Origin of the sequence: Lysinibacillus sp. FSL M8-0216 (assembly GCF_038595555.1) — a bacterium.
GTDB lineage: Bacteria > Bacillota > Bacilli > Bacillales_A > Planococcaceae > Lysinibacillus > Lysinibacillus fusiformis.
The window spans coordinates 4,665,084-4,680,595 of record NZ_CP152007.1 but is presented as its reverse complement, the minus strand read 5'-3'; the positions used below and the strand labels follow the sequence as shown (position 1 = coordinate 4,680,595).

Here is a 15,512-nt window from a genome sequence, read left to right as displayed (position 1 = left end):
GACGAAAGAACATACATGAAGGGAAGTTACAAGAAATATGACAAACAATGCTGTACCCATGAGCCAATCACGTACGGTTCAATCACGTCTCGTATTACCTCCAGACACAAACAATCACAATTCCATTTTCGGTGGAAGAGTGTTAGCTTATATTGATGAAATTGCTGCTATTACAGCGATGAAACATGCGAAGGGACTTGTAGTCACAGCTTCAATAGACTCAGTTGATTTTTTATCGGCTGCCCATGTAGGAGATATTCTTGAAATTGAAAGTATAGTTTCCTCTACAGGACGTTCTTCAATGGAGGTTTATGTTCGCGTTATTTCTCGCAATATAGAGACTGGTGAGGAAAAATTAACGACAGAATCCTTTGTAACAATGGTTGCAGTAAATGAAGAAGGAAAACCGGTACCTGTACCTGCCATTTATCCTGAAACAGATGAGGAAAAACGTTTATTTGAAACAGGGCCTGCAAGACGAGAGCATCGTAAACAAAAGCGTGCATTGCCACATTAAGGTTAAAGGGAGCTCCACCGCTTTAGGTGAAGCTCCCTTTGTTATATTACATATTCAATTCATTAACTACATTAATAAGTGAATCAGAAGAAGAGGAAACAAGTGTAGCCCCTTGTGATAGCTCAGTAATTAAATTAGAAATGGCTGAAATATCTCTAGATGTATGAACATACTGTTGTTGAATGCCGGATACGGCATCAGCTATATCATTAAATGATTTAGATAGGTTTTCTTGCGTATTGACGCTATGTTGAATTTTTTGATCAACATTAATAACTGAATTTGCCATTGTTGTAATATTACTTTCAGTTTCTTTAATGAGATGTGACACATTTTGCACGGCATTTTTCGTTTCTTCAGCAAGCTTCCGTACTTCCTCTGCTACTACCGCGAAGCCTTTTCCATGTTCCCCTGCTCGAGCTGCCTCAATAGACGCATTTAAAGCTAATAAATTTGTTTGATCAGCAATGCCCGTGACAAGTCCTACAATCTCAGAAATTTTTTGAGAGGAGGTACGTAACTGATTCATAGTTATCTCAAGGCTGTTGACACTTTGTAAAATAACTTGGATTAAATCATTTTGCTCTTTCAGCTGATGTTGCCCACGTCTTGATTTCTCCTGTGTATCTGCAACGAAGCTTAATCCCTGCTTGGTTGCCTCTGCAATATCATCCGTTTGCGAGGAAATGACTAACAACGATGCAGCTGTCTCTTCACTAATGGCGTTAAGCTCCTCAGCTGTACTTTGAATTGTCGTAACAAGGGCGTTTTTCGTTTGATCAGCGGCTGTTCGAATACGATCTTCCTCTTTTTCGTATGCCTCGATCACAAGCTGTTGCTCAAAATTAATGATTTTGCAAAACGCGTTAATTGCACGAATGGCATCATGCTTTGAGATATCCACTTCATTCACAAAATTTGTGAACGTAGAAGTAAGGGATTGGAAGGATGCTATATACCATTTGGATTGTAAGCCAATTCGAACATGGGTTTCAGCAATGGCTTTTCTTTCAGCGATATAGGCGTCATTAATATGACTTTCAAAAATATCGCTTAAATGCTTATGTAACGTAACTTTTAAACGATCTATATGCGAGGTTCTATTAATAATGTCTACTAAATCTTGGCTCAAGCTAATGGCTGCATAAAATTGCTCCACCATTGCAGGAATTAGATCCTTAGCTAACGGTTGTAGTTGCTTAATAATGGCTAAATCCTCAATTGTTAAATTTAAAAGCTGTAATTGCTTTTGAAGGTTTGGATGACTTAAAACATCTAATTGTACATGGCCCTTAAAATTTTCAGGTGTTAATGTAATTGAGTAGCTGGAACTGCTGTTTTTTGAAAACCAACTCATTATTGTTTGCTCCATTCTTAATATCCATAATAATTGTGAGTAAAATGCACTTCTGAATTTGTTAGGTCTGTAAATTTGATAAATAATTGGTATTAAATCTATTTTACTATTATTTGCTGAATATTTGGTTAAAAATTTGGTTATTTCTTTATTTTTTTACTTTATTGGCAGTCCGATTAGTGAGGCGAAGTAAATTTGAATTTAAATTGGGAAACCTGTAAAATACGAACTGTTTAAGGTGAGAAAAATTGAACGTGAAAGATTATAGGAGGAGGTACTATATGGAGAAAAAACGCTTTAAATTCGTTATTCCAGTCATGGTCATTGTTGCAATAGGTTCCGTTTACATGCTACGAAACTACTATGCGGAAGTACCACATATTGAACAGCTATTAATTACAATTTGCGCCGCTCTAGGGTCAGGGGTTTTAGCATACTTTTTATTCCCACAGCAGGGTGACAATAAAATTGACGACCGAGGTCCTTACTAATAGTAATAAATGAAGCTGCTCGTTTGATTGTTAAACGAGCAGCTTTTTGTGGGAATTAAGGCTTAAATAATTTAAACCAGCCTTTATGTTTAAAGATAGTAAGCATAGCGATTACAACAATAATCATAATACCGAGGACAATAAAATAGCTGTATCGTCCATGCAGCTCGGGCATATTATCAAAGTTCATCCCATAAACACCAGCAATAAAGGTTAGTGGAATGAAGATCGTTGAGACGATTGTTAGAGTCATCATTATGCCGTTCATGCGGCTTGAGCTCATAGCCATATAGCTATCTCGCATATCTGCTGTCAGCTCTCGATTTGATTCAACCATTTCTGTCAGTTTAAGAAGATGGTCGTATATATCTCCAAAATAAGCTCTTTCAGATTTGTTTAATGAAAAGCGGTAAGAATTAAGTACTCGATATAAAAGGTCACGCATTGGTAAAATGGCACGCCGCAAATCGAGCAAATCACTACGAAACTCGAAGACAATCTTCATGGCATTTACATTGCTTTGGTATGTAAGCTCGCCTTCAAGTGCATTTAAATGATCTTCAATTTTATAAACAAGTGGAAAATAACTATCAACGATTTTATCAATGGTTTGATACGTTAAGTAGACTGTGCCACGTTCCCAGTTTTTTGGCTGGCTTTCTAACATCTTTTGTACCTTTTCAATTTCGGGAACTGGGTTCTTATGGAATGTCACAATATACTTATTTGAGGCAAAAATATTAACCTCTTCTGCAGCTAAGGTCAGCTCGTTTAATCGATGAATGACGAAAAAATGGAAATCGTCATAAAAATCGAGTTTGGGTCGTTGTAATCGCATTAAGCAATCTTCAATAGCTAGTGGGTGAAAATGAAAAAATGAATCTAGCAAAGATTCTTCCTCTGCAGTAGGGCAATTAAAATCGACCCAGTACCATTCGAATTCTTGTTGATGTATGGATTCCAAAGGGAAATCTTTTAGTAATTGTTGTTTTTTTGTAATGCCAATGGTGCTTATCACAGCTTTCACCTCAAAGTTTTTACTACAAAATATATTTAATGTTCTTCTTTAAAGCATACCCATCCACCAAACAAAGTAGTGGCAAAAAATCGAGAAGGTTTTATAAAACCTGCTTCTTGTAATAATGTTAAAATCGCTTCCTCGGGCATAAATGACAGGGCCCGGATGGATTTTTCCATTTCTGCAACATCAGCTACGGAAAGCTTTGTATGTTGGAGCCAATAGGAACGCCATAAATCGAATTGCAGTTCCGTTTCAATAGTACCGGGTTGACCGTATTTCGAAACTAGGACAAACGGTGCGCCAGGTTGTAAATGGTTCCAAATTTCTTTTAAGGTCGATAGCTTATCTTCATAGCTTTGAATAAAATGAAGGACGAGTACACAACTAGCTGCATCAAATTTTATAGCAGGTAGATGGGTATCCAGCAAGGTTCCTTGATAGAATGACAGATCATTCGGTAAAGATTGGAGACGCTCCTTTGCTATATCAAGCATGGATTCTGACGGATCAATACCTGTAAATGACCAACTTGGTCTTCCATCTGCTAGCTGTAAAATTTCATTGCCACTACCTGCACCAACAACCAATATATCCGCATGCTCATGTAATGTGGAACGATAAAAAGTTTGTATTAAACGAAGCATTGCATCATAGCTTGGTAGAGTACGGCGAATCCCCTTTTCATATTCATTTGCTAATGTGTGGTTGAATTCCATTTCTCATCACGACCTTTCAAAAATTTTTAAAAAAACTCACTTTAAATTGAAACTATTACGGGTATAGTTCCGTAAATAGTAGTACATAAAACGATAGATAACGTATAAAGAAAGGGTTGATATATATGGAGAGTAAATGGTCTAAAGTAATCATACACGCAAGTTCGTTTTTTGCGCCATGGTTAGTTCCCATTATCTTCTTTTTAGTTAGTTCGGATGAGGAAGTGAAGGCAATTTCTATTCAAGCTATTCTTTTCCAACTTGTCATGGCAATTTTACTTGCTGTTTCTGGATTCTTAAGCATTTTCATTATTGGCATTCCATTTTTAATTGTTTTCGGTATTATGCTATTTGTAGTACCAATTATCGGTATCGTCAAAGCATTAACTGATGAGCCTTGGCGTTATCCAATTGTGGGTCGTTGGGTATAATTTTTATAGACGCAAGTATATGCTAGTTGCATATTCTTGCGTTTTTTCTATGGATAAAAAGGGTACATTAGGTGTAGGAAGCAAAAAGATATGCTCGATAACGACTAATTAGTGCTATTTTCTACGCTTGAATATAGTTTTTTAGCCTTTTCATTTTTCTCTAGGCGAAATCATTGCAATTATTTTCAAGCGTTTTGTATAATATACTCAAAGAAAGTCAAAGATAGTCAAAGTCAGTGAAGCAAGCGAGGTGTATTCCTAAAATGCGTAATATATCAGACATCATAGAAGGTTACTTAAAGCAAGTACTTGAATTAGGTGGAGAAGGGCATATTGAAATAAAACGTAGTGAAATTGCAGACAAATTTCAATGTGTACCATCACAAATAAATTATGTCATTAATACAAGATTTACCGCCGAGCGAGGTTACCTTGTGGAGAGCAAGCGAGGTGGTGGTGGATACATTCGAATTTTACGTGTCCGCGCGAATTCACAGATTGATTTAATCGACGATGTTCTCCAGCATATTGAAGGTGGAGCATCGCAAACAATGGCAGAAGATTTAGTATATCGACTTATCGATGAGCAGGTAATTTCAAAGCGAGAAGCGAAATTAATGTTAGCAGCAATTGATCGCTCAACAATCGATTTACATCTCCCTCTAAGAGATATAATTCGTGCAAAAATATTACGGGCGATGCTGACAACTATAAAATATGAGCAACAGAAATAGTGAGGTGATGGAAATGATATGTGAACATTGTAAACAACGTAATGCGACAGTTACTGTAACACAAGTTCAAAATGGGCAAAAGGTGGAGCACCATTATTGTGACGTCTGCGCCTCACAGTTCCATCCATTTCATGCAGAGTTTAAACAAGAGCCAGTTTCCATACAACAGTTATTATCAAACTGGTTTGGCTCACCTACATGGCAAAAGGTAGGAGAAAAACAACAAACACAGCCACAACAGCAAACATGCCCACAATGTGAATTTACGTATAAGCAATTTTTAAAAGAAGGTAAGTTTGGTTGCCCAAGCTGTTATGACACTTTTAGTGAGCATTTACCTAAGCTCTTTAACCGCATACAGGCGGGCCCCCAACATATTGGGAAAATGCCTGGTGCCCATAGCAATGTGTATGTCATTAAAAAGCAAATAGAGGATATCCGTAAACGTATGAAGTTCGCTGTAGATGAAGAGCAATTCGAAGAGGCAGCAAAGCTTCGAGATGAAGTCAAAGAGCTTGAGAAGCAGCTACAATTTGAAGGTGGTGATGTGTCTTGATAATTGAATCATTTTTAGAGCGTGCGACACCTACTTGGATGGGTATCGAAGACGATTATTCTGATATTGTCATTAGTACACGAATTCGCCTTGCTCGAAATTTAGATGGCTATCGTTTTCCACTATCGTTTTCAGAGAACGAGGCTTTACAGGTGGAACAGGCAGTTACACATGCAGTAAGCGATAGTCCAACCCTTCAAAATGATTATGCATATTTTGCTATCAATGATCTAACACCTTTACAACGTCAAATTCTTGTAGAAAAGCATTTGATTAGTCCGCAGCTTGCCAAAAAAGAGCAGGTGGGCTCCGTGCTTCTGTCACAAGATGAATCCGTGAGTATTATGGTGAATGAAGAGGATCATTTACGCATTCAATGTATGACAGCGAGTTTCCAGCTTCAAAATGCCTATGAACAAGCGAATAGAATTGACCGTATTCTAGAGAAGGTATTACCTTATGCTTTTCGAGATACGTTTGGCTATTTAACAAGCTGTCCTACGAATATTGGTACTGGGCTACGAGCATCTGTGATGATGCATTTACCTGCTCTTACGTTAACGGGACAGATGAATCAAATTATAAATGCGATGACACGCCTAGGTATGACCGTAAGAGGTATATATGGTGAAGGAAGCGAAAATTTAGGTAATGTTTATCAAGTGTCCAACCAAATTACACTTGGAAAGACAGAAGAAGATATTTTAGCAGATATACAAAGTGTTGCTGAAAAAATTATCCAAAAAGAACGGCACGCGAGAGGTAGATTGATGGAAAAGGCCGAGCTGGCTTTAGAAGATCGAGTTTATCGAGCTTTAGGTACCCTTACGTATGCAAGAATTTTAACGAGTGAGGAAGCGGCTACCTGTCTTTCGAATGTTCGTTTAGGAGTCGACCTACAGTTGATTGACGGTATACTCGCAACAACTTTAAATGAGTGTGTCGTCAGTATGCAACCAGGTTTTTTACAGCATTATGCAGGTGAGGCATTACCGCCTGCTGAACGTGATCGTGTACGAGCTGAAATGCTTCGTGAGGCATTATTTCAAACACACACGAATAAGCCTAATAATGGGGAAAAAGGAGAGGATTTATATGATGTTTAATCGTTTTACACAACGCGCGCAAAAAGTATTACAGCTTGCTCAGGAAGAGGCTATTCGTTGGAAGCACGAATCCATTGGTACAGAGCACATTTTATTAGGGCTTATACGTGAAGGCGGCGGTATTGCTGCAAAAGCGTTAGAAGCTATTGATATTAGTCCTCAAATGATTGAAGCTGGTATTGAAGAATTAGTCGGTAAAGGGAAAGAAGATGTTGGTCCAATAGTTCACTATACGCCACGAGCGAAAAAAGTAATTGAACTATCGGTTGACGAATCACGTAAATTAGGTCATTCGTATATCGGTACTGAGCATTTACTGTTAGCACTTATACGTGAAGGTGAAGGTGTAGCAGCTCGCGTCTTAAATAATGCAGGTGTAGGCTTAAATAAAGCACGTCAGCAAGTTTTATTATTATTAGGAAATAATGATAACGCGCAGTCTGGTCAACAAGCGGCACAAGCGGCGAATACCCCAACATTAGATAGTTTAGCCCGTGATTTAACGCAAATTGCCCGTGAAGGTACGTTAGATCCTGTTATTGGTCGAAGCAAGGAAATTACACGTGTTATCGAGGTATTATCGCGTCGTACAAAAAATAACCCTGTCCTAATTGGTGAGCCAGGTGTTGGTAAAACAGCAATTGCTGAAGGGTTAGCACAGCAAATTATTAATAATGAAGTACCAGAAATTCTTCGAGACAAACGAGTGATGACGCTTGATATGGGAACTGTCGTTGCTGGTACAAAATATCGTGGTGAATTTGAGGACCGTTTGAAAAAGGTAATGGATGAAATTCGCCAAGCCGGCAATATCATTTTATTTATTGATGAATTGCATACTTTAATCGGTGCAGGTGGTGCAGAAGGTGCGATTGACGCATCAAATATTTTAAAACCGTCCTTAGCCCGTGGTGAGCTTCAATGTATCGGTGCGACAACGCTTGATGAATATCGTAAATATATTGAAAAAGATGCAGCATTAGAGCGTCGTTTCCAACCGATCCAAGTGGATGAACCAACGGTGGAAGAAGCTATTCTCATTATTCAAGGTTTACGTGACCGCTATGAAGCACATCACCGAGTGAAAATTACAGATGAAGCAATTGAAGCAGCGGCAAAAATGGGTGATCGATATATTTCAGATCGCTTCTTACCGGATAAAGCAATCGACCTTATCGATGAAGCGGGTTCAAAGGTTCGCTTACGTTCATTTGCGGTGCCACCAAACTTAAAGGCACTTGAAGATAAGCTTGAAAATGTTCGCTCGGAAAAGAATGCTGCTGTATCAGGTCAAGAGTTTGAAAAGGCTGCAGCACTTAGAGATACTGAGCAAAAGCTTAAAGATGAGATTGAAGCTACACGCAAGAATTGGAAAGAAGAGCAAGGCAAGGCCGAGTCCAAAGTGACTGTAGATGATGTTGCAGCAGTTGTATCGATGTGGACAGGAATTCCTGTAGCTAAAATCGCTTCTGAAGAATCTTCGAAATTATTACAACTTGAAGAAGAGCTACACAAACGCGTTGTAGGGCAAGGCGAAGCGGTAGAAGCTATTTCACGTGCGATCCGTCGTGCAAGAGCGGGCCTTAAAGATCCAAAACGACCAATCGGTTCATTTATTTTCTTAGGTCCTACAGGTGTTGGTAAAACAGAGCTTGCAAGAGCACTTGCTGAAGTGATGTTTGGTGACGAAGATGCTATGATTCGTGTCGATATGTCTGAGTACATGGAGAAACATTCGACTTCTCGTTTAGTAGGTTCGCCTCCAGGCTATGTAGGCTTTGACGATGGTGGTCAATTGACTGAAAAAGTCCGTCGTAAACCATATTCTGTTGTCTTACTAGATGAAATTGAAAAAGCACACCCTGATGTTTTCAATATTCTACTGCAAGTTCTTGAAGATGGACGATTAACGGACTCTAAGGGTCGTGTAGTAGACTTCCGCAATACAGTAGTCATTATGACTTCAAATGTTGGCGCGGATGCACTTAAATATCAAAAAAGTCTTGGTTTTAATGTTGGTGGCGCAGATTCTAAACATAACGATATGAAGAGTACGATGCTTGAAGAATTGAAAAAAGCATTCCGCCCAGAATTCTTAAACCGTATCGATGAAATGATTGTCTTCCATTCATTAGAAAAAGAGCATTTAAAAGAAATCATTGCGATGATGGGGAATGCTCTAACAAAACGTTTGAAAGAACAAGATATTTCACTAGAATTAACCGATGCAGCGCTTGAAAAAATCGCACAGGAGGGCTATGACCCTCAATACGGTGCACGTCCACTACGTCGAGCACTACAAAAACAAGTGGAAGACCGATTATCAGAAGAATTACTAAAAGGTAATGTGGAGAAGGGTAATCATGTTGTCATTGATTATGTAAACGATGAATTTATTGTGAAGAAAAAAGAGGGAGTTTCTATCTCTAAATAATTTCGAACGAAAGACAGTGAGGCATTAAGTGCCAAGCTGTCTTTTTTTTTGTACAATTAATATAAGAACAAATATTCGAGGTGAAAGAAAGTTGGCAAAGAAAAAAACGAAATTTGTATGTTCAGGCTGTGGCTATGAATCAGCAAAATGGATGGGAAGATGTCCAGGGTGTGGGGAATGGAATAAGATGGTGGAGGAAGTAGAAGTGATTGCGAAAGGACCACGTGGGGCTTTCCAGCATTCTGCTACTGTTACTCAAAAGGCAATCCCTATCATTCAGGTGGAGGCTAGTGAAGAGTCCCGTGTAGCGACAGAAATGGGCGAGCTGAACCGTGTATTAGGCGGCGGTATTGTGCCTGGCTCTCTAGTATTAATAGGTGGTGATCCAGGGATTGGGAAATCCACTTTATTACTACAAGTTTCAGCCTTGCTCTCTAATAAAGGTCATCGTGTGCTGTATATTTCTGGTGAGGAATCTATCCGTCAAACGAAGCTACGTGCGGAGCGTTTGGGGGTAATTTCACAAGAGCTGTATATTTATTCTGAAACAAATCTTGAGTTTTTGAATCAAACGATTGAGGAAGTACAGCCGAAATTTGTCATTGTTGATTCCATACAAACCGTCTTTCATCCAGAGGTAACAAGTGCGCCAGGTAGTGTCTCACAGGTCCGTGAGTGTACAGCTGAGCTTATGCGAATTGCTAAGACAAAAGGAATTGCGATCTTCTTAGTTGGGCATGTTACGAAAGAGGGGCAAATAGCAGGGCCTCGTATTTTAGAGCATATGGTGGATACAGTCCTGTATTTTGAAGGGGAAAGGCATCATAATCATCGTATTTTACGAAGTCAAAAGAACCGCTTCGGCTCTACAAATGAAATTGCTATATTCGAAATGCTACAGGGTGGGCTAAAAGAGGTTTTGAACCCATCTGAGCTGTTTTTACAGGAGCGTTCACAAGGAGCTGCGGGCTCCACGATTGTTGCCTCAATGGAGGGAACAAGGCCAATTCTCGTTGAAATTCAGTCGCTCGTAACGCCTACCAGCTTTAATTACCCTAAGCGGATGGCAACAGGGGTTGATCAAAATAGAGTGCAATTACTGATGGCCGTACTTGAAAAGCGTATGGGTCTCATGCTACAAGCGCAGGATGCATATATTAAAGTTGCTGGTGGTGTGAAATTGGACGAACCCGCCATCGATTTAGCTGTTCTGACAAGCATCGTTTCTAGCTTTAAGGATCAGGCTGTGCGAGCAACGGATTGCTTTGTTGGTGAGGTAGGTCTGACAGGAGAGGTGCGCCGAGTATCCCGTATTGAGCAACGTGTCATTGAAGCAGCGAAGCTTGGTTTTAAAAGAGTATTCATTCCTACATCCAATATAGGTGGATGGGATTTTCCACAAGGGATTGAAATTATCGGGGTAGAAACGATAAAGGATGCATTAAATGCCTGCTTTAGAGAGTTATAGGAAAAACCATGCATGTTAGATATTATTCTGACATGCATTTTCCTTCATTTTTGAAGGAAAAAGAGGAAACTCAAGTAAAGGGATAGGCGTCCTAGTTAATGCATGGTGAAGGTGAGATGGAAAATAGAGATTAAATAATGATAATTTGATGGGCTGATGAAGGATTTTCTACAGTAAACTATGTATAATCTTAACTAACAATAGGAGGTGACAGCTTGTGAAAAAATTTGTTCAAATTGCTTTTTTACTGATTGGAGGAGCGTTGGGCCTTGTTTTCTTACCGCCATTATACGAATTGCTTCATTTATCATCTAATCCTTGGCTTGATAATCCTTACGTATCAGTAGCATTAGGAGCGCTTTTACTGTTTACATTGTCATTTGCGTTTTCCGATTATTTTGTGAAGCTCATTAGCTGGATGGAAGAGGTCCTGTTTAAGGTCCCTGTCGGAGATTTATTATTCGGTACGCTTGGCCTAATAATAGGGCTAATTGTAGCGTATTTCTTAGGCTTTGCTATTAATAGTGTGCAGTTCCCCGTTGTTACAGAGGTGCTCCCTATTATCCTGTCATTTGTATTAGGATATTTAGGCTTCCGTCTAGGTTTTAGAAAAAGGGATGAATTAATACAGCTTTTTACTTTACGTAGTAATCATACGAAGAAAAAAGCTGCTGAGGGTGCTGAAATTCCAGAAGTGCGAGGAAGTTACAAATTGTTAGATACAAGTGTCATTATTGATGGTCGTATCGCAGATATTTCTGAAACAGGATTCATCGAAGGGGTTCTAGTGGTGCCTCAGTTTGTCCTTACAGAACTTCAGCATATTGCCGATTCTTCAGATACATTAAAGCGTACAAGAGGTCGTCGAGGTTTAGATATATTAAAAAAGTTACAGGATGAACGTAAGACAAATGTAGAGATTACAGATGAGGATTTTGAGGATGTGCAAGAGGTAGATTTAAAACTTGTACGACTGGCAAAAAAAATGGGTAACGATACTCAGATTGTCACAAATGATTTTAACCTTAATAAAGTCTGTGAGCTACATCATGTGAAAGTATTAAATATAAATGACTTAGCGAATGCCGTAAAACCTGTCGTGATTCCAGGTGAAGATATGCAGGTGGTAGTCATTAAGGATGGGAAAGAGCATAATCAAGGGGTCGCTTATTTAGACGATGGTACGATGATTGTTGTGGAAGGCGGTCGTAGCTATATAGGACAGGCCATAACAGTAACAGTAACGAGTGTATTGCAGACGTCAGCAGGTCGTATGATATTTGCGAAGCCGAAGGACGATTAGGATGTGAAAAAATGCAGTATGAAGTAGTCTTACCTGCCGCAGGAAGCGGTAAACGTATGGGGGCAGGACAAAATAAATTATTTTTAAAACTTTTAAAGAAGCCTATACTGATACACACGTTAGAGGTCTTTCAACAAGATCCCTTTTGCACAGGTATTTGGCTAGCGGTAAAACCGGAGGAGCGTATCTATATTCAAGAATTACTCGATGAATATCGCATTACGAAAGTCAAAGGTTTACCTGATGGTGGGGCTGAACGACAGCATTCTGTACATTCATGTATGAAGGAAATGCAACAGGTAGACATTGTACTTGTTCATGATGCGGCACGGCCTTTTATTACACATGATATTATTGCAAATCTTGTTCAAAGTGCCCACGACTTTGGTGCAGCTATTGCAGGTGTCCGAGCCAAAGATACAATGAAAAAAGTTCGAAATGGTGTCATTGAGGAAACGGTAGATCGGGACAGCCTATGGATGATTCAAACGCCGCAAGCCTTTCGGTTTGATTTAATTGTTGAGGCAGAGGATGTTGCTGAAAAAGTAGGTTTTCTTGGTACCGATGAAGCAATGCTAGTCGAGCGTCTTGGTCACACGGTGCATATTGTAGAAAGCAGCTACGAAAATGTGAAAATGACGACACAAGAGGATTTACTATTCGGAGAAGCTATTTTACGAAAACGCGCATTGCAACTAAACGAATAGTTATTAGTTTAAACATCTCATTAGTGATAGTTGCTAATGAGATTTTATATTGATGTAGCAAGAAATGATGAAGAGGATATGCTTGTTTTTTAGCTGTCGTTCAAATCCCTGTTGTAATAATGGACCGCGACATCAATGCGAATAATGATGTGTTAGCTTGAAAAAACTAGAAGCAATCACACCTAGGTGGTAAGGTGTAATGGATCTAACGGTACAAGAAAATGCTCACTAATTGCTATCAGCTCAATTTCCTAGGAAATATGTTAAAATGTGAGGGTATAGTAGTGAGTAAATAGATAACAGTGAAGGAAGGTGAATGAGACTGCATTATAGGCAATCTAGGAGCAATAAAATCCACATGTATTGCTAACGTAGTCTCTCTATCTTATGTTTCGAATTGGACAAGGTTTTGATGTACATGCATTTGAAGAAGGGCGTCCATTAATTATCGGTGGTATTACTATTCCACATGAAAAAGGATTAGTTGGACATTCAGATGCAGATGTTTTATTACACACAGTGACAGATGCAGCGCTAGGAGCAATTGGAGAAGGAGATATTGGGCGTCATTTTCCAGATACGGATCCAGCTTTTAAGGACGCGGATTCAGCTAAATTATTAGAATACATTTGGAAAATTGTTGAGGATAAAGGATATATTCTAGGCAATGTCGATTGTACAATTATGGCTCAACGACCGAAAATGGCACCATATATTGAGCAAATGCAAAATCGTATTGCAGAATTGTTACATGCTGAGCCGTCACAGGTAAATGTCAAAGCGACTACAACTGAACGTCTAGGTTTTACCGGTCGTGAGGAAGGTATAGCAGCGATGGCAACGATTCTTTTGATGAAGAAATAAATGTGAGTGAACTCCGCTTTTATTTCCAGTTACAGAGTGGTAAAATGAACAAAGTCAATTTTGATCGAAAATTTAGGAGGCTTTTAATATGACGAAAGAAGTTCGCGTTCGTTACGCGCCATCTCCAACAGGTTTTTTACATATCGGTGGGGCGCGTACAGCATTATTCAATTATTTATATGCAAAACATCATAACGGTAAATTCATTGTACGTATTGAAGATACGGATATTGAACGTAATGTAGAGGGTGGAGAAGCATCTCAGCTAGATAACCTAAAATGGTTAGGTATTGAATATGATGAGTCCATTGATATAGGTGGACCTTATGCGCCTTATCGTCAAATGGAGCGTCTTGATATTTATAAAGAGCACGCTGAAAAGCTATTAGAGCAAGGTGCAGCCTATAAATGCTTCTGTTCTTCAGAAAAACTGGAAGCATCTCGTGAGGAACAAAAAGCGAGAGGTGTAGCAGCTCCTACTTATGATGGTACATGCCGTCATCTATCTGCTGAGGAAGTTGCTGCTAAAGAAGCAGCAGGTGAGCCATACACAATTCGTATGCGCGTACCAGAAAATGTAACGTATGATTTTGAAGATTTAGTCCGTGGACAAGTTACATTTGAATCTAAAGACATTGGTGACTGGGTAATTGTAAAAGCAAACGGAATTCCAACGTATAACTATGCTGTAGTTCTAGATGATCACTTTATGGAGATTTCTCATGTTTTCCGTGGTGAAGAGCATTTATCTAATACGCCAAAACAAATGATGATTTTTGATGCATTTGGTTGGGAGTATCCACGCTTCGGTCATATGACATTAATTATTAATGAAAACCGTAAAAAGCTATCAAAACGTGATGAATCCATTATTCAATTTGTCACTCAGTATAAGGATTTAGGGTATCTTCCAGAAGCAATGTTCAACTTCTTTGCTTTACTTGGCTGGTCTCCAGAAGGGGAAGAGGAAATTTTCTCTAAAGAAGAATTTATTAAAATCTTTGATGAAAAGCGTCTTTCTAAATCACCATCTATGTTCGATAAACAAAAGTTGACATGGATGAATAATCAATATATTAAAAAACTATCTTTAGAAGAAGTGGTTGCTTTATCTTTACCACATTTACAAAAAGCTGGACTCTTACCAGAGGAACTTACAGCGGAGCAACATGCATGGGCAACGGATTTAATTGGGCTTTACCATGACCAAATGAGCTTTGGTTCAGAGATTGTTGAATTATCTAGCCTATTCTTTAAAGACCATATTGAATATGATGAAGAAGCTAAAGCTGTTTTAGCAGGAGAACAAGTACCTGAGGTAATGGCTGCATTCAAGACGCAACTTGAAGAATTAGAAGAATTTACGCCAGATGCAGTAAAAGCAGCTATAAAAGCTGTGCAGAAAACAACAGGTCATAAAGGTAAAAATTTATTTATGCCAATCCGTGTTGTCACAACGGGTGAAACACATGGACCTGAGCTCCCAAATGCTATTTGCTTAATTGGTAAAGAGAAAGCAATTGATCGTGTAGAAAAATTTGCGCAATAAATAGAAATTCATTGACAATTGATTCGTTCGTTGTAAAATGTATTTACATTGGTAAAGCGTTGATAAGGAGAAGTAAGTGGCGCATGCTCTAAAGAGAGGACCATCACCGGCTGAAAGTGGTCTGAGTCTAGGCAAAACTGAAATGCACCTTTGAGCATAAAGCTGAACTATAGTAGGCTTTATCGATTCGTTCTCGTTAAAGAACGTCCAGAGTGGGAGGCTTTTTGCCTTCAATCAGAGTGGAACCACGCAAATTCA

General features: G+C 39.0%; 15 protein-coding genes and 1 other annotated feature (1 of these 16 only partly in view). Of the genes, 12 read left to right on the top strand and 3 right to left on the bottom strand.

The window, feature by feature from the left end:
- Window positions 1–37: 37 nt before the first annotated feature.
- The gene (locus MKX57_RS23400) at window positions 38–517 is read left to right on the top strand and encodes an acyl-CoA thioesterase (protein WP_089986405.1); all 480 of its coding nucleotides are present in this window, start codon (window positions 38–40) and stop codon (window positions 515–517) included.
- A gap of 46 nt (window positions 518–563) precedes the next feature.
- Here MKX57_RS23400 and MKX57_RS23395 read toward each other — a convergent pair whose 3' ends face one another.
- On the bottom strand, window positions 564–1,874 hold the full coding sequence (locus tag MKX57_RS23395; RefSeq protein ID WP_090002642.1) for a globin-coupled sensor protein: 1,311 nt from the start codon (window positions 1,872–1,874) through the stop codon (window positions 564–566).
- A 281-nt stretch (window positions 1,875–2,155) separates the two neighbouring features.
- On the opposite strand from MKX57_RS23395, the gene MKX57_RS23390 reads away from it, so the two are divergent.
- On the top strand, window positions 2,156–2,365 hold the full coding sequence (locus MKX57_RS23390; protein ID WP_008180623.1) for a hypothetical protein: 210 nt from the start codon (window positions 2,156–2,158) through the stop codon (window positions 2,363–2,365).
- A gap of 55 nt (window positions 2,366–2,420) precedes the next feature.
- Here the strand turns inward: MKX57_RS23390 and corA are convergent, their stop codons facing one another.
- Together corA and MKX57_RS23380 are read right to left on the bottom strand one after the other, a co-directional pair.
- Window positions 2,421–3,383, bottom strand: coding sequence for a magnesium/cobalt transporter CorA (gene corA / locus MKX57_RS23385; protein WP_025116470.1), 963 nt, complete (start codon window positions 3,381–3,383; stop codon window positions 2,421–2,423).
- Window positions 3,384–3,418: 35 nt separating this feature from the next.
- Window positions 3,419–4,102: a class I SAM-dependent methyltransferase gene (locus MKX57_RS23380; RefSeq protein ID WP_089986403.1), complete on the bottom strand. Its 684-nt coding sequence runs from the start codon at window positions 4,100–4,102 to the stop codon at window positions 3,419–3,421.
- Window positions 4,103–4,227: 125 nt separating this feature from the next.
- On the opposite strand from MKX57_RS23380, the gene MKX57_RS23375 reads away from it, so the two are divergent.
- The 10 genes from MKX57_RS23375 (at window position 4,228) to gltX (ending at window position 15,254) form a co-directional block, all read left to right on the top strand.
- Window positions 4,228–4,533, top strand: a complete 306-nt coding sequence (locus tag MKX57_RS23375; protein ID WP_008180618.1) for a DUF4870 domain-containing protein — start codon at window positions 4,228–4,230, stop codon at window positions 4,531–4,533.
- A gap of 263 nt (window positions 4,534–4,796) precedes the next feature.
- Entirely contained in the window at window positions 4,797–5,267 is a 471-nt protein-coding gene (locus tag MKX57_RS23370; protein WP_025116468.1) for a CtsR family transcriptional regulator, read from the top strand.
- Between the two features lie 13 nt (window positions 5,268–5,280).
- Window positions 5,281–5,823, top strand: a complete 543-nt coding sequence (locus tag MKX57_RS23365; RefSeq protein ID WP_025116467.1) for a UvrB/UvrC motif-containing protein — start codon at window positions 5,281–5,283, stop codon at window positions 5,821–5,823.
- A complete protein-coding gene (locus tag MKX57_RS23360) occupies window positions 5,820–6,929 on the top strand; it encodes a protein arginine kinase (RefSeq protein WP_089986402.1) in 1,110 nt (369 codons plus the stop codon). The genes MKX57_RS23365 and MKX57_RS23360 overlap by 4 nt, the downstream gene beginning before the upstream one ends.
- On the top strand, window positions 6,919–9,363 hold the full coding sequence (locus MKX57_RS23355; RefSeq protein WP_008180611.1) for an ATP-dependent Clp protease ATP-binding subunit: 2,445 nt from the start codon (window positions 6,919–6,921) through the stop codon (window positions 9,361–9,363). The genes MKX57_RS23360 and MKX57_RS23355 overlap by 11 nt, the downstream gene beginning before the upstream one ends.
- A 91-nt stretch (window positions 9,364–9,454) precedes the next feature.
- Window positions 9,455–10,831: a DNA repair protein RadA gene (radA, locus tag MKX57_RS23350; protein WP_008180607.1), complete on the top strand. Its 1,377-nt coding sequence runs from the start codon at window positions 9,455–9,457 to the stop codon at window positions 10,829–10,831.
- Between the two features lie 217 nt (window positions 10,832–11,048).
- A complete protein-coding gene (locus MKX57_RS23345; protein ID WP_008180605.1) occupies window positions 11,049–12,134 on the top strand; it encodes a PIN/TRAM domain-containing protein in 1,086 nt (361 codons plus the stop codon).
- Between the two features lie 11 nt (window positions 12,135–12,145).
- Complete coding sequence (gene ispD, locus MKX57_RS23340) at window positions 12,146–12,841, top strand: 2-C-methyl-D-erythritol 4-phosphate cytidylyltransferase (RefSeq protein WP_008180603.1); 696 nt, start codon at window positions 12,146–12,148, stop codon at window positions 12,839–12,841.
- Window positions 12,842–13,228: 387 nt separating this feature from the next.
- Window positions 13,229–13,705 carry a 2-C-methyl-D-erythritol 2,4-cyclodiphosphate synthase gene (ispF, locus tag MKX57_RS23335; protein WP_008180601.1) on the top strand — a complete coding sequence of 159 codons (477 nt, stop codon included), beginning with the start codon at window positions 13,229–13,231 and terminating at the stop codon, window positions 13,703–13,705.
- A gap of 88 nt (window positions 13,706–13,793) precedes the next feature.
- Complete coding sequence (gene gltX / locus MKX57_RS23330) at window positions 13,794–15,254, top strand: glutamate--tRNA ligase (RefSeq protein WP_089986401.1); 1,461 nt, start codon at window positions 13,794–13,796, stop codon at window positions 15,252–15,254.
- 50 nt (window positions 15,255–15,304) lie between these two features.
- Window positions 15,305–15,512: a binding site (T-box leader), on the top strand (it continues 12 nt past the right edge of the window).